This window comes from Pseudoalteromonas sp. 0802 (genome assembly GCF_013350085.1).
Classification (GTDB): domain Bacteria; phylum Pseudomonadota; class Gammaproteobacteria; order Enterobacterales; family Alteromonadaceae; genus Pseudoalteromonas.
Map to the genome: position 1 here is coordinate 102481 of NZ_JABVXE010000010.1, position 17960 is coordinate 120440.

At 42.2% G+C, this 17960-nt stretch carries 11 protein-coding genes; 5 read left to right on the top strand and 6 right to left on the bottom strand.

Going from position 1 to position 17960, the window contains the following annotated elements; translation table 11 throughout:
- Positions 1-27: 27 nt before the first annotated feature.
- Both HUS61_RS15005 and HUS61_RS15010 read right to left on the bottom strand, forming a co-directional pair.
- Positions 28-1752 carry a sodium:solute symporter family protein gene (locus tag HUS61_RS15005; protein ID WP_175078414.1) on the bottom strand — a complete coding sequence of 575 codons (1725 nt, stop codon included), beginning with the start codon at positions 1750-1752 and terminating at the stop codon, positions 28-30.
- Between the two features lie 10 nt (positions 1753-1762).
- On the bottom strand, positions 1763-2026 hold the full coding sequence (locus HUS61_RS15010; RefSeq protein WP_054551160.1) for a DUF4212 domain-containing protein: 264 nt from the start codon (positions 2024-2026) through the stop codon (positions 1763-1765).
- A 387-nt stretch (positions 2027-2413) separates the two neighbouring features.
- On the opposite strand from HUS61_RS15010, the gene HUS61_RS15015 reads away from it, so the two are divergent.
- Positions 2414-5854, top strand: a complete 3441-nt coding sequence (locus HUS61_RS15015) for a PAS-domain containing protein (protein ID WP_175082970.1) — start codon at positions 2414-2416, stop codon at positions 5852-5854.
- Positions 5855-5890: 36 nt separating this feature from the next.
- Here HUS61_RS15015 and HUS61_RS15020 read toward each other — a convergent pair whose 3' ends face one another.
- Together HUS61_RS15020 and HUS61_RS15025 are read right to left on the bottom strand one after the other, a co-directional pair.
- Entirely contained in the window at positions 5891-8494 is a 2604-nt protein-coding gene (locus tag HUS61_RS15020; RefSeq protein WP_175082971.1) for a DUF2339 domain-containing protein, read from the bottom strand.
- A 106-nt stretch (positions 8495-8600) separates the two neighbouring features.
- Positions 8601-9962, bottom strand: a complete 1362-nt coding sequence (locus tag HUS61_RS15025; protein ID WP_175082972.1) for a hypothetical protein — start codon at positions 9960-9962, stop codon at positions 8601-8603.
- 340 nt (positions 9963-10302) lie between these two features.
- On the opposite strand from HUS61_RS15025, the gene purU reads away from it, so the two are divergent.
- On the top strand, positions 10303-11133 hold the full coding sequence (gene purU / locus HUS61_RS15030) for a formyltetrahydrofolate deformylase (protein WP_055021009.1): 831 nt from the start codon (positions 10303-10305) through the stop codon (positions 11131-11133).
- A 52-nt stretch (positions 11134-11185) separates the two neighbouring features.
- Here the strand turns inward: purU and HUS61_RS15035 are convergent, their stop codons facing one another.
- Together HUS61_RS15035 and acs are read right to left on the bottom strand one after the other, a co-directional pair.
- On the bottom strand, positions 11186-11836 hold the full coding sequence (locus tag HUS61_RS15035; protein ID WP_054551155.1) for a response regulator transcription factor: 651 nt from the start codon (positions 11834-11836) through the stop codon (positions 11186-11188).
- A gap of 96 nt (positions 11837-11932) precedes the next feature.
- The gene (gene acs, locus HUS61_RS15040) at positions 11933-13873 is read right to left on the bottom strand and encodes an acetate--CoA ligase (protein WP_175078418.1); all 1941 of its coding nucleotides are present in this window, start codon (positions 13871-13873) and stop codon (positions 11933-11935) included.
- Between the two features lie 282 nt (positions 13874-14155).
- On the opposite strand from acs, the gene HUS61_RS15045 reads away from it, so the two are divergent.
- The 3 genes from HUS61_RS15045 to HUS61_RS15055 form a co-directional block, all read left to right on the top strand.
- Positions 14156-15322, top strand: a complete 1167-nt coding sequence (locus tag HUS61_RS15045; RefSeq protein ID WP_130050708.1) for a DcaP family trimeric outer membrane transporter — start codon at positions 14156-14158, stop codon at positions 15320-15322.
- 191 nt (positions 15323-15513) lie between these two features.
- The gene (locus tag HUS61_RS15050; RefSeq protein ID WP_175082973.1) at positions 15514-17637 is read left to right on the top strand and encodes a TonB-dependent siderophore receptor; all 2124 of its coding nucleotides are present in this window, start codon (positions 15514-15516) and stop codon (positions 17635-17637) included.
- Between the two features lie 56 nt (positions 17638-17693).
- Positions 17694-17960: pentapeptide repeat-containing protein (locus HUS61_RS15055; protein WP_175092370.1), on the top strand; the 267-nt coding region annotated here is incomplete at its 3' end.

The following is a 17960-nucleotide window of genomic DNA, read 5'->3' on the forward strand; positions in this document are numbered from 1 at the left end:
AGAGTGTGTTCTTATAAAATGGTTTTATTAGTGCGCGTGTGCTGCGCTCGAACCTTTAGGATTACGGATACCTTCAACCATTTCTTGGATTTCAACTGGTGTTTCAGCCGTTAGTTTAAGTACGATAGCTGCAACCACAAAGTTAACTATCATACCAATTAGACCGATACCCTCTGGTGAGATACCAAATAACCAGTTTGCAGGTGCATTCAATTCAGGGCTTACGAACTTGAAGTAGATAATATAAGCCGCTGTAAATGTAATACCTGTCACCATACCCGCAATCGCACCTTCTTTATTCATCTTCTTAGAGAAGATACCCATAATGATGGCTGGGAAGAAGCTCGCCGCTGCTAAGCCGAAGGCAAAGGCAACAACCGAGGCCACGAATCCTGGCGGGTTAATACCAAAGTAAGCTGAAATTACAATCGCTATCATCGCAGCTAGGCGCGCTGCTAGTAGCTCTTGTTTGTCACTTATATCTGGTTTTAAGGTGCGTTTTAATAAGTCATGCGATACCGAGGTCGAGATCACCAATAGTAAGCCTGCTGTTGTTGATAGCGCTGCTGCGATACCACCTGCTGCTACTAATGCAATCACCCATGCTGGTAAGTCTGCAATCTCAGGGTTTGCAAGTACCATGATGTCGCGGTCAACTTTAACTTCGTTTGCGCTGTTTGGATCATCAATCTTACCTGCTGAGTAGAACATTTTGCCGTCACCATTTTTATCGTTAAAGGTGATTAGGCCTGTTCTTTCCCAGTTTTTAACCCAAGCTGGTGCTTCTGCGTACTCTGTACCGCTACCATCTTTACCGTTAATTGTATCAATCATGTTTACACGAGCGAATGACGCTACAGCAGGTGCTGTTGTATAAACAACTGCAATGAAAACAAGTGTCCATGCAGCTGAGATACGCGTGTCTTTAACACGTGGAACAGTGAAGAAACGAACGATTACGTGCGGTAAACCTGCAGTACCAACCATTAGCGCGCCTGTGATTGCGAATACATCAATCATGCTCTTCGAGCCTTCGGTGTACTGCGCAAAGCCAAGCTCAGTACTGAGCCCATCTAATTTATCGAGTACAAACTGTCCTGAGCCATCGCTAAGCGTTGCACCAAAACCTGTTTGTGGGAAGAAGTGACCTGTCATCATCATTGAAATGAAGATTGCTGGAACAAGGTAAGCAAATACTAGTACACAGTACTGAGCGACTTGCGTATATGTAATCCCCTTCATACCGCCTAATACAGCGTAGAAGAATACAATCACCATACCAATGTAAACACCGGTCTCAATATCTACTTCTAAGAAGCGAGAGAAAACTACGCCCACACCACGCATTTGACCTGCGATGTATGTGAAACAGATAAAGATGGCACATAAAATTGCAACAACACGTGCAGCTTGTGAGTAATAACGGTCACCGATGAAATCTGGCACCGTGAACTTACCAAACTTACGTAGATAAGGAGCTAAACAAAGTGCAAGTAGTACATAACCACCTGTCCAACCCATTAGATATACACCACCGTCATAGCCCGCAAACGAGATAATACCCGCCATTGAGATAAACGATGCCGCACTCATCCAGTCAGCAGCAGTTGCCATACCATTTGCTAGCGGCGGTACACCGCCCCCTGCAACGTAGAACTCATTTGTTGACCCAGCACGAGCCCAGATTGCGATGCCGATATAAAGCGCGAAGCTTAAACCGACGATAATAAATGTGAGTGTTTGAACATCCATTGCTTAGCTCCTATTCGTCTACGCCATATTTTTTATCTAACGTATTCATTTTGAAAACGTAAACAAAAATCAAAGCAACAAAGGTGTAAATAGCGCCTTGCTGGGAGAACCAGAAGCCGAGTTTAAACCCAAAGAAACGTATCTCGTTAAGTACGTCTACCAGTAAAATGCCGAAGCCAAATGACACGACAAACCAAATTGCTAATAATTTAAATAGCAGTGCGAGGTTTTCCGCCCAATAAGCTTTTGCTTGTTCTTCATCTTTAAAAGCCATTTTTTATCCCCTTATGCATTACAAGAAAGTAATGAGTGGTATTAGTTGTCATTAACTAAGTTAGCAAGGGTTCTGATTTATGGAATTGAGACCATAGTCGTAACAGCTGATTTACGTTTACGTAAACTGCAAAACACCATTTGTTAATGGATGGTAAAAAACAATAGTTAACAACAACTTAACCTATAAAGATAAATTTGCGAAATAGCGAAAATAGTAAAAACGAATGATCTGCGACATTAGTCTAATAAAGATACATAAAACAGTACTATTCATTAATTTTCAATAACTTGCATTTAATTAATTATTATTACAAAAAATCTTGCCATCGAAATCGCGCATAATTCTGGTAAGGTAGTGTTATTACAATAATTACTGAATTTAAACATGACAGCTGCGCTTTTATTTGTTGCACTCGCCTATATTGGCGTGTTGTTTTGGTTGGCAAATTGGGGAGACAAAACCACTCCTCTTGCTAAAAGAATTAGTCACCACCCATTTGTTTATTCTTTTTCATTAGGGATTTACTGTACGTCTTGGACCTACTACGGTTCAGTTGGTACAGCAGCCACCAGCAGTTGGAATTACTTACCTATTTTAATCGGCCCTGCGTTGCTTTTTTTCTTTGGCCAAGGGTTTTTACGCAAATTAGTACTGGTCAGTAAAAAACAAAATATTACGACCATCGCCGACTTTATTTCAGCTCGCTATGGTAAACGGCAAACCACCGCCATTATGGTGACAATTATCGCTTTATTGGCGACGATTCCGTATATCGCTCTGCAATTAAAAGCACTGAGTAGCAGCTTCTTACTGCTGCAAAACGACGATCGTATTTCTGGCTCTGTGCTGGCCCTTTCGGCAACACTCATTATGGCGATGTTTGCGATATTCTTTGGTACTCGTAAAGTCGATGTAACCGAATATCGCTCAGGGCTAATGCTCGCTGTCGCCTTTGAATCTATGATTAAGTTATTAGCTTTGGTGGCCGTTGCTGGGCTTGCTTTATACACATTATTTAATTTAACTACGGTGCAGACCGAGCAGCTAACGGGCTCAATTTGGCAACATTGGCAGAACTTCGACTTTTTTAGCTTTAACTTTATCGGTCAGTCATTAATGGCCGCAGCGGCGATTATCTGTTTGCCAAGGCAATTCCACGTAACTGTGGTCGATAACCAAGATAAACGCCACCTTTATACAGCCCGCTGGGCATTCCCCCTGTATTTGTTACTAACTGCTGCAATGATTTTCCCTATTGCAACGGCAGCTATTCACCCAGGCATTGGCAGTGGCTTCTCACCAGATAGTTTTGTATTAGCCCTACCGCTGATGCACGAAAACGCCTTTTTAACGACCTTTGTATTTATCGGCGGTCTATCAGCGGCTACGGCGATGATTGTTGTAGCCACACTCACGCTCAGTACCATGATTTCAAACGATGTAGTGTTGCCGTTAATGCTGCGTCGTAAGTTTAAACGTAACCTCATTACTAGCAGCTATAAGTCGCAAATCCTGTTAGTGAGACGCTTCACAATTGCTAGCATTTTGATTTTGTCGTATTTCTACCAGCAATGGTTTGGCCATGGTAAAGCGCTGGCTAGTATGGGTTTAGTGGCCTTTTCTTTGGTATCGCAATTACTCCCAGCTATTGTTGGCGGCTTATACTGGCGAAAAGGCCATGCTTATGGTGTTTATGCTGGGTTATTAGCAGGCTTTATTTGCTGGGTTTTGTTCTTAATGCTGCCTATTTTAGATGCAGGCAATACCTTAAACGCAGAGCTGCAACAAACACTTATTACTCGTGGCACCCTAATCGCCTTATTTGCCAATATTGGCTGTTACATAAGTTTTTCGCTCGGTGCAGATGAGCGTTTAATTGATAAAATTCAAGCAGCTGCTTTTGTTAATCCAAAAGAGCAAGCGGTATTCGCCAGACGTTTAAATAAAAACGTAAAAGCCACTGTTTACGACTTTAAAGTACTGCTGCAAACCTTCTTAGGTGTGCAGCGCTCGCAGCAAGTGCTGGCTCACTTTGCGTTGTCGCATAACTTAGATGACAACAACGCGCACCCAGAACCTGAGTTTATTGCTTATTGTGAGCGCGCCTTAACCGGTGTACTTGGCGCCTCTTCAGCACAAGCGCTGATCCACACGGTTGCTTCTGGTAAACGTATGGCCTTTGAAGAAGTGGTTAACTTTTTTGATGAAACCACACAAGCCCTGCAATTTAATCAAAACTTATTATTTACCTCTCTCGAAAACCTCAGCCATGGTATTTCGGTTGTTGATAAAGAACTTAATTTAGTGGCGTGGAATAAGCGCTACGCAGAAATGTTTGCTTACCCAGATGACTTTCTCGAAGTAGGCCAACCAATTGAAGATGTGCTTAGATACAATGCCGAGCGCGGTGAATGTGGCCCCGGTGAAGTTGAACGCCATGTAGAAAAGCGCGTGCAGCATCTTAAAAACGGCACGCCCCATCACTTTATTCGTCACCGCCGTAATGGCCAAGTGTTCGAAATGATTGGTAACCCACTGCCTGATGGTGGCTTTGTGACAAGTTTCTCTGATATTACCACGCATATCGAAACGCAAAATGCGCTTGAAGAAGTAAACATGGATCTTGAAAACCGTATTGAAGCGCGTACTCAAGAAATCCGTACTATCAATAAAGATTTACAAGCACAAATCGATAGCCGAGTACAAACTGAGCAAGCACTTACTTTAGCCAAAAAAGAGGCTGAGCAAGCTAATGACAGTAAAACGCGATTTTTAGCCTTGGCTAGCCACGATATTTTACAACCGCTGAATGCGGCGCGCCTATATCTTGCAGCTATTGATGATAAAACCCTTTCGAGCAACAACTTAAATAACTTTGAAAAGCTGGGTGCAAGCTTAGATTCAACGGTGCATTTGATGTCGGCGCTGTTAGAAATTGCCAAGCTAGAACAAGGAGCAATGACCCCTACTCCGCGTCACTTTAGTATTGATGACATACTTGCCCCGCTGAAAAATGAATACGCTATTATGTCGAGCGAAAAAGGCTTAAAACTGACGGTACGTTCAAAGGGAGTTATCGTTCACAGTGATATCACTTATTTACGACGAATTATTCAAAACTTGGTGTCAAATGCGGTTAAATACACCGATAGTGGCCGAGTTTTAATTGCTTGTCGCAAACGCAAACATCATTTACGGATTGAAGTATGGGACACAGGCCCCGGCATTACAGAAGTAGAGCAAGCGAAAATCTTCAATGACTTTTACCGTATTGAAGCGGGAGATAACAAAGGGGTTGGCCTTGGCTTAGGAGTTGTAAAACGAATGGCCGACTTACTCTCTTTACGTTTAGATGTCAGTTCAACGCCTGGCAAAGGTAGCCGCTTTAGTATTGAAGTACCTTATGGTGAAAGCCAATTTATTCAACAAAAAGATATGCCTAAAAAAGGGGTTGAGAACCGCAGTGCGATGAACATTATTGCAGTGGATGATGACCCTGAAAACCTTAATGCCATGGCAAGCCTATTGCAAAAGTGGCAGGCAAATTATCAGCTCTTTGATCAAGTTGAAACCGTGATGGCCTATGCCAAAGAGCACCGAGCGCCCGATGTGATCTTAATGGATTACCAGCTGGGTCATGATTGCGATGGCATAACCCTTATTAAAACCCTAAGAGAAATTTGGCAAAGTCCAGTGCCTGCCATTTTAATCACAGCGGTGCGTGATGAAGCCCTAAAACAGCAAACCAAAGAAGAACAAATTCATTACCTTAGTAAACCCGTTAAGCCCGCAAAACTCAAAGCACTGCTTAACCACAGTACTTAACAATAGTGCTTAACCAACGTATTTAACAACATCGATTTAAGGCAAAGCAGTAGGCTTTGCCTTAAATTTTTGGAACAACCAACTAAGCCCAACTAACGACAAGCCTAAGCCGATAAACGAAATAGCCCGCAGCAACCCGGTTAAGTTTGCCATATCAATCAAGAACACTTTTAACACCACCAGCGCCAATAAGCCAAGGCCGAGCTTTTGTAATACCGTAATGGTTCTTAACTGCCCCACCACAACCACCAAGGCACCGATAACAAGCCAAACTAAAGAATAACTGTAAAGCTCGGCATCTGAGGTTGGCAAAGCAATATTTATAAACTCACCTTGCCAGTTATGGCGAATTTCCGCATTGATATATAAAACACTCATCACACCTGCAAGTGCTGTAAACAGCTTTTGTAAATAGTGCTGAGATTGAGTCAGTTGGCTTGCCCAAATTGCAATACAGGCGGGGACTAACCAAAGTAATAGCAACCAGTTAATAATCGGCCAACTGCCTATATTTATCGGCTCAAAAAACGGATTTACAGCAGTAAAGCTTTTCAGTATTAGTAAGCCACTCAGTGTTAATAACGCAAAACCTGCTACTTGATAGAGTTTTGCCAATTGCGCAGTAAAGCGTGAACGCAGTAAATAAACACAACCTAATATACCCCAGTTACAGGTTAATAAAATATGCTCATACACAGACAAGCTCTCAAAGTCTGGGTAGTGCCCCACCAACTGATAGCTCGTCTCTGTGGTAATAAATAAAGCAATACAATGAAGCGTTGCACCTTCTAGCCACACCCGAACAGATTGCTGCTGCCAGTGCCTCGCTGCAAAGTAAAATAAGCAAGCGCATACTGGGTATACAACCAAACTCCAGTGCACACCGAGCAGCAACGCACCACTGTAATCAGCTGACCAAGGTGCAAAGCTTAACCTAACTAGTAAAGCGCCAACTAAGCCCTTAAGCGGCCAAGTAGGTATGCTGAGTGACTGTTTATTGACATAAAAACTGATCAACAACACCTGCACAGCAAGCGCTAAGGTCAAGCTGCTGCCTTCAAGCAGCATGGTTAACGCTAAGCTAATATTGGCATTACCGCCAAGCCAGTAACTAAATACCCGCATTGGATTTGTGCTATTAAGTGATAACTTAAATAACCCAGCAGACAGTGCCAGTAATACAAAGCACCAAACCGGATACGCCGTCATCAAGGCATGATCAGGAGTGATGACATATAAGCAACTAATAATAACAAAACTTGAAAGTGAAGCGAGTAAAGCAAAACCTAAGCGTTTGGAGTATTTACGACCAAACAAAAACCCATAACCCGTAAACAAAGCAATAAAAAGCAGCCCTGCTCCGTAATTTTGCCGAAATACAAAAAGCTGCTCAGAGTAATCAACAGCATTGTATTGCCCTGTGAGCAAACACATTACACTCACAACAGCTAGTATCAGCCAGTGATCCCATGCACTGTTTTTTAATACCAAAAGAAGCAGTAAAGCCACTAACGACAACATACTAAGCTGCCAAGTAAGCAGTTGGTTACTGCTCATGAGTAAAAGATAAAGTGGCACGACAACAGCTATCAACAGAGGGTTGTCGGGCAGTTGCTTAAGTAGTGTTTTAAAGCGATGTGGACGGTATTCTATTTGTTTAATACTCAGCCCTAGGCGCGGAATCGCAATTAACAATACGATGCTAAATAGAGCATAAAGATTAATAAACCAATGCAGGTTTTTAGCTGCACTCATTGCAACTAGGTAATACCAGCCTAAATGACCCGCCCATAACAGATACCACAACCAATGCCGTTTTACGTAATGAGCAACTAGCGAAGCCGATACACTAACAAACGCAACATAAGTTAGCAGTGCTATAAAGTCATTGCTCCCGGTATTAACCCAAACCGGCACGCTGTAGGCGCCAATAATGCCAATGACTGCTAGCACAGGACCAAAACGTAGAGCCATCCAGCTTGCTGCTACAGAAACTAAGGTTAAAATGCTAAATGCAGGTAAAGCTTGCAGTAAGCCATAATGGCTGTAGGCCAGCAAGGTCAATGCAAAACAACTAATAAAGCCGCCACTTGCCAGCGCCGCGGGAATATAGTTGCTAAACCCATCAAAGATAATACCTTTACGATGTAAAACCTCCGCCGCAACAATTAAGCTCAAACCAAAAATAGCGCCAAGCGTAAGTCGCATGGTTTCAGATAATAAGCCTGCCTCCAGTGAATAGCGGGCTAAAAAGATACCGCCAAAGGCAAGTGCAACCGCTCCTACCCAAGTTAGCCAATTGGCTTTGATTTGTGTAACGAGTTGGCTTACTAGCGGATTTAAAGTCGCAGGCTTGGGTTTTGTTTGCTCGGGCTTTTTAGGGATAGCCTCAATCGGCTTACTAATGATTACAGGCTCTGGTTCAAATTTTGCTGTGTCAGTCAGATCGTCGTTTGAATTATCAAACTGGTTTGCAGTATTTGTTTGTGGATGTTGGGTATATGTCGCGTTAAGTTTGACTCGAAGAGCAGCTACCTCTCGCTTTAAACTAGAGAGTTGAAAAAAGGCAAAAATACCAGCAATTGAGCCACCTACAACAACTAGTGCTAGTAATATTAGTAACGCAATACCGCCGTCCATATCCTCTCCTTGTGTACGCTTTAAACAAAAAAGCAAAAAGCCTTAATTGTTTATACAATAAACACTTAGCAAGAGTAAATAAACAACGATATTGCGTTTTAGCCGGTTAAGACTGTTCAGTCACCGTACGCTCTAAGGTCATTTTAAAACCTGAGTCTGTGGTTTCATCGTGTTCAATCACCAAGATATAGTTACCTTCTTCAGTAAAATCCATATCGCTTTGTTGTAATAACACAATCTGTTGACCGTTATCTTCAAACACCACATAAGTTGTATAAACTTCGTTATCAACCACCTGCTCTTGTTGGTCGTATTGATCTAACCCTTCTACAACATTGCTAGTATCTTCAACCGTTTCACCATTGAGGGTGAAGTACACATCAACTTCGTCAATCTCTTGCCCTGCATAACTATCAATTAAGTTAACCACAGTAACTGCGTGGCTGTAGCTGCTTGGAGTTAGGTTTTCTTCAATGGTCATCATACGAGGCCCGTAATCTTTGTCATTGTAGAAAAGACCAACCGCACTTTGCTCACGTTCTAATGTCATTAAGAAGTTATCTACAATCGTGTCACCCGCTTCATCTAACATGGCGACGCTGTAACTATTTGGCGACATGCTCATGTATTCAGAGTAACTATCGTTGCTAACAACTTCGGTGTTAGTCGCCGTTGTGCCTCGGGTTACTTTAAACTGGGTTTGTGTGTAATCATCAATAGTATTGATAAAACGCAGCTGACCTTGCGCGTCTTGGTGGTTTAGTTGTGTTACTGAACTACTTGCCGTCACGACGTCAAGCGTAATGCCATCTTCTTCTGTTGCATAACTTGGGCGGATCATCGCCATGTACGTTGCTTCATCATTAAAGTACACGGTTGGTGATTCAAAAATCACATCAGTGCTGCCGCTAGCGGTAATATAAATAGTGTAATAACCTTGCTCAAGCGTCGCTAATTCTGGCTCAACGAGGTATTGCGAAGTCATTAATAACTCAGCGGTATCAAATAACCCGTCGTCAGTAGCAACGTATACATCGTAAAGGTTATCTTCACCAACGATATTAAAAAAGCCAACATTGAATTCATCTTCATCGCTTGACGTCGGCACACTGAGCTCAGTAAAAATTGGCTCAGCAAAATCACCGATCATTACTAGCAACTGAGTTTGATCATTTTTAATTTTGATGGTTTCTTCATCGATGGTGATATAGCTATCATTGGCATCAACATATTCAAAACTGAGTTCATACTCCCCCGAACTGTAGTTATGACGAGTTGATACATCACCAAAATCTGCGCCCGAACGTTCAGTGTCATCAACAAATAAACGTGTGTATGGGCTGTTGTAAGAGCCATTGTACAGTTGCACATAGCCACTGTTGCTACTGCTGCTGTCATCGCTTGAACAGGCAGCCAGTACCGAAAGCAAACTTGAGGCAACAATTGTTTTAAGCAGAGTGCTTTTCATGGAATTTTTTCCTTATTGTTTGTAATACCCCATTCTGACTCGAATAGTGCGAAAAAATTCTATGTTTTACAAACTATTACCTTCAATTACAGTTACTTACGATAAGGTTAAAAAGTGTAGAAAATGATGTAGAAAAGCACTTAGTTAATCATAATTATGGACAGAAAATCACATTTATAGTGAAAGCAGCTTACTTTTACACGAAAAGTAAATAATGATTACATTTTAGGCGCTTATGCAATCAAATCAGATAAATTATTAGATAGTTAAATTTGCGCTATGCAGCACAAAAAAATTAGCAAATAATGGTGTTCACACAAACGGGATTAGAATGAGGACTATGAACACGATTTTAACCACACAATGCGATGATGATGTTGGTCTAATTGCCAAGATCACCGGCCTTTGTCATCAGCATAATTTAAACATTACACGTAATAACGAATTTGTAGATAAAGACGCTAAACGCTTTTTTATGCGTACAGAGTTAAGCGGCGTTATTTCAGATGACTTTTTACCTAGCCTTGCTGAGCTACTTCCTGATGGCGCAGAGCTTGCCCTGCACAGCAGCGAAAAAACGAAAGTGGTATTGCTTGCAACTAAAGAAGCGCACTGTTTAGGTGGGGTATTACTAAAGCAATTCGAAAAAGCCTTAAACATCGAAGTACTGGCAGTGATTGCCAACTACGCCGACTTAGCGCCACTGGCTGCAGGCTTTGGTGTACCATTTCATGTGGTATCGCACGAAGGTTTAAGCCGTGCAGAGCATGATCAACAAGTCGGTGATTTAATAGCCAGCTATCAGCCTGATATCATCGGCCTTGCTAAATATATGCGTATTTTAAGCCCTGAATTTGTGGCGCGCTTTGAAGGTAAGATTATTAATATTCACCATTCATTTTTGCCTGCCTTTATTGGTGCGAAGCCTTACCATCAGGCATTTGAGCGCGGTGTAAAAATTATTGGTGCGACCGCTCACTTTGTTAATAATGAGCTCGATGAAGGGCCAATTATTTTACAAGATGTGACGCATGTCAGTCATGCTGATACCGCAGAGATGATGGCAAAAATGGGTAAAGATGTAGAGAAAACAGTGTTCTGCAAAGCGTTGCAACTCGCATCTGAACATAAACTGTTTATCAATGGAAATCGAACCGTGGTGTTCGCTTAGGCAATAAAATGAAGAGGCTGAGTGGCCTCTTTATTGTTTTTATTATCGTTTGTTATGCCGACTCAATAGGCTCTAATTGTAACTTAGAGGCAATTAATACCGCTTGAGTACGGTTATACACACCTAGCTTTCTAAAAATTGCTGTAATGTGTGCTTTGACTGTTGCTTCAGAAATATGTAACTCGTAAGCAATCTGTTTGTTTAGCAAGCCTTCGTGCAAGTATTGCAACACCTTGTATTGCTGCGGCGTCAGTGAAGCCACTTGCGCTGCAATTTCCTTGTCTTCGCCATCTACGGCAGCCACTTTATCTTTAAGCTCAAGTGGAAGCCAAACATCGCCTTCAAGAATGTGGTTAATTGCCAGCGCAATATCATCTGATGAAGATGATTTAGGAATAAATCCCATCGCACCATAACCCATTACTTTAGAAACTACATTGATGTCTTCGCTGCCAGAAACAACAGCTATTGGTAAGCTTGGATAGTCTTCGCGAATGCGAATAAGGCCGTATAAATCGCCATTGCCTGGCATGTGAAGGTCTAGTAGTAAGATATCAAGATCTTCTTGTTCGCTCAGCACCTGCAAGGTGGTATCAAAGTTTTCCGATTCAAACACTTCTAAATCAGCGAACTTAGCACTCAATGCCCCTTTCAGCGCTTCACGAAATAACGGATGATCGTCCGCTATTAAAAACTGACTCATGGTTCACTCCTAATAAATTCGGCTGACACCTATTTCTAAGTGACAGCCGATATACTACGTTTAGAATCAACTTCTAATCAAGTTTTTAACGCGATTTTAACGATTTAATCGGTTTTCGATTAGCTCATCAACAACGCTCGGATCGGCTAGTGTAGAAGTATCTCCAAGCTGTTGGTGCTCATTTGCCGCAATTTTACGTAAAATTCGACGCATGATCTTACCAGAACGAGTTTTCGGTAAACCTGGAGACCATTGGATCATATCAGGTGAAGCAATTGGGCTTAATTCTTTACGAACCCAGTTACGTACCTCTTTTGTTAGTTCATCGCTTACTACAATCCCCTCATTTGGAGTGATGTAAACATAGATGCCCTGACCTTTAATATCATGTGGGTAACCTACGACTGCAGCTTCTGCTACTGCTTCGTGAGCAACCAATGCACTTTCGATTTCTGCAGTACCTAGGCGGTGACCTGATACGTTAAGTACGTCATCTACACGGCCTGTGATCCAGTAGTAGCCATCTTCATCACGACGACAACCATCACCTGTGAAGTACACGCCTGGGTATGCTGAGAAATAGGTTTGTTCAAAGCGTTCATGGTCGCCATAAACTGTTCGTGCTTGTGATGGCCAGCTATCTAAAATAACAAGGTTACCGTCAACCGCACCTTCTAGTGTATTACCCTCAGCATCAAATAGTGCTGGTGCAATACCAAAGAATGGACGTGTTGCTGAGCCTGGCTTCATATCTGTCGCACCTGGTAATGGTGTGATCATGATGCCGCCAGTCTCTGTTTGCCACCAGGTATCTACGATTGGGCAGTTTTCGTTACCAATATGCTCGTAATACCATGCCCACGCTTCTGGGTTAATTGGCTCACCTACAGAACCCATAACACGAAGACTTTTACGAGTTGAAGTCGCTGTAGGCTCATCGCCTTTCGCCATTAGAGCACGAATAGCAGTTGGTGCTGTGTAAAGGATAGTCACGTTGTGCTTGTCAATTACTTCACCCATACGGCCCGCTGTTGGGTAAGTTGGTACACCTTCAAATACGACTTGCGTGCAGCCATTCACTAATGGGCCATAAGCAATGTAGCTGTGACCTGTGATCCAGCCCACATCGGCACTACACCAGAAAATATCGTCTTCTTTAAGATCAAACACATATTCATGTGTCATCGATGCATAAACAAGGTAACCACCGGTAGTATGAACCACACCTTTTGGTTGACCCGTTGAGCCTGAAGTATAAAGAATGAAAAGTGGATCTTCTGCATTCATTGGCTCTGGTTCACACTCAGCTGGTAAGTCAGCGACAAGCTCATGCCACCAAACATCATGACTATTCCATTCAACTTCACCACCCGTTAGCTGATGAACAATAACGTGCTCAACGGTGGTTACTGAGTCTTGTGATACCGCTTCATCAACATTTGCTTTAAGTGGTACGCAGTTGCCAGCACGGCGACCTTCGTCTGAAGTAATTACCACTTTAGCGCCTGAGTCATTAATTCGGTCAGCAATCGCTGATGGAGAGAAACCACCAAATACTACAGAGTGAATTGCACCAATACGCGCACACGCTTGCATAGCGTAAATAGCCTGCGGTGTCATTGGCATATAAATAGCAACACGGTCACCTTTTGATACACCTAATTTTTTAAGGCCGTTGGCTAGCTTAGCTACTTCGTCGTGAAGCTGTTGGTAGCTAATATTTTCGTTGTGTTCAGGGTTATCGCCTTCCCAAATAAGAGCTGTTTTATCGGCTTTAGTGGCAAGGTGGCGATCAATACAGTTGTAAGATGCGTTAAGTTGGCCGTCTTCATACCAGCGAATGCTGATGTGGCCTTTGTCGAATGAGGTGTTCTTTACTTTGTTATAAGGAGTTGACCAATCAAGGCGTTTACCGTGCTCTCGCCAAAATCCTTCAGGGTCATCAATAGATTGCTTGTACAGTGTATTATATTTATCGTTATCAACTAGTGCTGCATTCTTGATATGCGCTGGTACTGGATAGATACTTTCTGACATTGTTGTCGTCTCCATTTTAATTACTTGCCTACGGCCTGCTTCAAGGATCACTCAGCAAAGCCCCTGAAAGTATTAGACCTTAGTTGTATATCTTGTCATTTAATAAAAAACTTTAAAATTGCCTTCTATAATCTAGTCCAATGTTAGGTTGGATGCGATTTAACTACCCATTCCACCTTAGTCTAATAGACCAATAGATAATTGAGAGAAGTCATTTCTTAAACAACAGTGATACAACAACATTAATGCAATCAACAAGTAGCTTCGACAGGAATACACATTATGACAACAACAAAAGTAACCGCATTAAAAACACTCACAGCTTCGGCTGTTTTATGTGCACTTGCAGGTACCGCTAACGCCGCAACCATTGGTAACACAGACGTCTCTTATGGTGGCTATGTAAAACTTGATGCTATGTGGAGTGATTACTCTGCAGGCGTACCAGCTGGCGGCAGCATTGGCCGTGACTTCTATGTACCAGGTACAACACCGGTAGGCGCAGACAGCGACAGCGATGCAGTATTTGACATGCATGCACGCCAATCTCGCTTTAACCTAGGTACAGCAACAAAATTAGACGATGGTAAAACCATCAAAACTAAAATTGAAATAGACTTTATTGCTTCAGCGCCAGGCGGTAACGAACGTGTTAGTAACTCTTACGCGCCTCGTATTCGTCAAGCATTTGTGACTTATGATGGTTGGTTATTTGGTCAAGCTTGGTCAAACTTTCAAAACGTAGGTGCATTACCAGAAACACTCGACTTCGTTGGTCCTGCAGAAGGTACTGTGTTCGTACGTCAAGCACAGGCACGTTACACTACCGGTAATTGGTCATTCTCTATCGAAAACCCAGAGAGCACTGTCACAGTTGGCGGCGCACGTGTAGCTACTGATGATGCATCAATGCCTGACTTTACAGCACGTTACGCACATAAAGCTGACTGGGGTGAATTAGTATTTACCGGTCTTGCTCGCCAGTTAACTTATAAACAAAATGGCATTGATGCAGATACATCATCGTTCGGTATCAGCGCCTCAGGTAAAGTAAATTTTGGCCAAAACAACCTTAAATTTATGCTAACTCAAGGCTCAGGTTTAGGCCGCTACATTGGTTTAAACGTAGCAAATGGTGCTGTGCTTGATGGTGATGATTTAGATGCAATTGATTCGACATCAGGTTTCATTGCCTATCAACAACACTGGAACAGCCAATGGCGCTCAACTTTCCTTTATTCATTCTTTTCAGCAGATAACAACACAGATTTACTTGCTGTGACTGGCGACCCTACAGAAATGAGCCAAAGTTATAGTGCCAACCTTTTATATTCGCCTGTTAAAAAGCTTACATTTGGTGTTGAGTTTAAACATGCTGAGCGTGAACTAGAAAGCGGTGCTGACGGCGATATGGATCGTCTACAGTTCTCTGCAAAATACGTATTTTAAAATTTAAACTTATTTTACTTCCTGAAGCGGCTTCGGCCGCTTTTTTTATATCTCCTTTTTATATTTCTGTGCCCTTTAAACTTTTTGCAAACAATTACTCACCAAAACAGCAAGACCTAATTGCAAATTATTTTCATTTAGATTAAATTACGCATTAATTTCACTATTCATTGAACTAATTGGAACTTTGCATGTCATCAACAAAATTTTTGCGCTTATCTCAATTAAGCCTTGTGACCTCAGCACTTTTAAGTGGCCACGCTTTTGCAGAACAACAAAAAGAAGAACAAGCAATTGAAAAAATTGCCGTGTATGGCCAGCATCATAAAAACTACATCACTGAAGAAGCACAGTCAGCAACCAAATTAGGGCTAACAATTAAAGAAACACCACAGTCAATCTCTGTTGTATCACGTGCGCTAATGGATGACTTCTCACTCGATAATTTAAACGCTGTACTTGAAAGCACACCGGGTGTCACTGTTGAGCAAATCGAAACTGATCGTACTTATTTTAAAGCTCGTGGTTTTGAGATCACCAACTTCCAAGTTAATGGCATGGGTATGCCGCAAGACAACGGTTCAATCCAAGGTACTCTTGATACTTCTATTTTCGATAGTGTTGAAATTGTACGTGGTGCCAATGGTTTAATGACAGGTGCTGGTAACCCATCAGCAACCGTCAACATGGTTCTAAAGCGCCCTACTTATCAAACGCAAGTAAATGCGTCTGTATCGTATGGTTCTTGGGACAACAAGCGTTTAGAGCTTGACGCTTCAACTGCTATCAACGAAAACCACGCTGTTCGTGCGGTATTCACCAAGCACAAAACTGAGTCATACCTTGACCGTTACGAGCAAGATAAAACAATTTATTACCTAGCCTACGAAGGCCAGCTAACTGACAGCACAGTTGTCACTGCAAACTATGTAAATCAAAAGAAAGATGCCGACAGCCCACTGTGGGGTGCCTTACCGCTTTATTACAGCGATGGTTCAGCTACAAACTTTGATGCTTCAACTAGCACAGCGTCTGATTGGTCTTATTGGAATAATACAACTGAGCAGCTGTTCTTATCAATTGAGCAAGCAATCACCAATAGTTGGTTCTTAAAAGCAAGCTACGCGCACTTAGAAAATGAGCAAGATTCTGAGCTTTTCTATGTTTACGGCACACCAGACAGAGAAACAGGTCTTGGCCTAACTGGTTATGCCAGTGAATATGACCACAAAGATAAGCACGACATTTTAGATATCTACGCAACAGGTAAATTTGATTTATTTGGTATGGAACATGATCTATCGTTTGGTGTAAACCAAGCAGATATGGATAACAAAGATAAATCATTGTATGACTACACAACAGGCAATGGTTTCCCTGCAATGCCAGAGCTAGGTGGTTGGGACGGTGTAGCGCCAGTACCAACACTTACTGATGGTTTAACAGGAGCTGATATCACTAGCCGTCAACGCTCTGCATATATTTCAACACGCATTCGTGCAACTGACGCATTCAGCATTTTAGCAGGTGTGAGCCAAGTAAATTGGGAAACTGAAGGTGCCTCTTACGGCGTTGCAAAAGACAAAGATAGCGACCAAACGGTGCCTTACTTCGGTGCTGTATATGATATCAACGAAAGCTTCTCAACTTATGCAAGTTACACAGAAACCTTCGTACCGCAAACAGAGCGTGACATCAATGGTGATTACTTAGATCCAATCACAGGTAAAAGCAGCGAAATTGGTGTGAAAGCTCAGCTACTTGATGACGACTTATTTGTAACAGTTGCTTACTTTGACGCTAAACAAGTTGGCCTTGCTGTTGCTATCCCTGATTCATTACCTGATGACACTCGCTACTATGGCGCAGATGGTATTAACAGCGATGGTATTGAAGTAGAACTTAGTGGTCAAATCAACGAAACACTAAGTGCAAGCTTCAGCTACAGCAACCTAAACATTGATGGTGATGAGTTAGTAAAAGACTACACACCTGAAAACCAGTTCAAACTTGCTGTAACTCATAAAGTGCCTGAGATTGATGGTTTAACCTTTGGCCTAAACTATCGTTGGCAAGACGATACAAAGCGCGTACAAGTGCGTGATGCGGCTACGAATACTGCACTTATCACCACAACGCAAGATGCGTACGGCCTATTAAACCTAATGGCAACGTACGATATTAACGACAATATGAGCGTTAACTTGAACGTTAATAACGTGACCAACGAAAAGTACATCCACAGTCTTTTCTGGGCTCAAGGTTATTACGGCGCACCGCGTAACTACTCAGTGTCTTTCAACTGGCAGCTGTAAGCTTTGAGCTAGAAGCTGAAAGTTTTAAGCTTTAAGTACATGAAAAGCCGCATCATATGCGGCTTTTTCATGAAAGAGTTGCAAGAGTAAAGTTTACCTTTTCTAACTTTACTCTTTCTAACTTTACTCTTGCTAACTTTCCCCTCGCTAACTTTACCCTCGCTAACTTTACCCTTGCTAACTTTACCCTTGCTAACTTTACCCTTGCTAACTTTACCCTTGCTAACTTTACCCTTGCTAACTTTACCCTTGCTAACTTTACCCTCGCTAACTTTACTCTCGCTAACTTTACTCTCGCTAACTTTACTCTCGCTAACTTTACT

What these genes read in the sequence shown, in the direction of transcription:
- HUS61_RS15005 (WP_175078414.1), bottom strand. Translation starts at nt 1,752, where the DNA reads ATGGATGTTCAAACACTCACATTTATTATCGTCGGTTTAAGCTTCGCG.
- HUS61_RS15010 (WP_054551160.1), bottom strand. Translation starts at nt 2,026, where the DNA reads ATGGCTTTTAAAGATGAAGAACAAGCAAAAGCTTATTGGGCGGAAAAC.
- HUS61_RS15015 (WP_175082970.1), top strand. Translation starts at nt 2,414, where the DNA reads ATGACAGCTGCGCTTTTATTTGTTGCACTCGCCTATATTGGCGTGTTG.
- HUS61_RS15020 (WP_175082971.1), bottom strand. Translation starts at nt 8,494, where the DNA reads ATGGACGGCGGTATTGCGTTACTAATATTACTAGCACTAGTTGTTGTA.
- HUS61_RS15025 (WP_175082972.1), bottom strand. Translation starts at nt 9,962, where the DNA reads ATGAAAAGCACTCTGCTTAAAACAATTGTTGCCTCAAGTTTGCTTTCG.
- purU (WP_055021009.1), top strand. Translation starts at nt 10,303, where the DNA reads ATGAACACGATTTTAACCACACAATGCGATGATGATGTTGGTCTAATT.
- HUS61_RS15035 (WP_054551155.1), bottom strand. Translation starts at nt 11,836, where the DNA reads ATGAGTCAGTTTTTAATAGCGGACGATCATCCGTTATTTCGTGAAGCG.
- acs (WP_175078418.1), bottom strand. Translation starts at nt 13,873, where the DNA reads ATGTCAGAAAGTATCTATCCAGTACCAGCGCATATCAAGAATGCAGCA.
- HUS61_RS15045 (WP_130050708.1), top strand. Translation starts at nt 14,156, where the DNA reads ATGACAACAACAAAAGTAACCGCATTAAAAACACTCACAGCTTCGGCT.
- HUS61_RS15050 (WP_175082973.1), top strand. Translation starts at nt 15,514, where the DNA reads ATGTCATCAACAAAATTTTTGCGCTTATCTCAATTAAGCCTTGTGACC.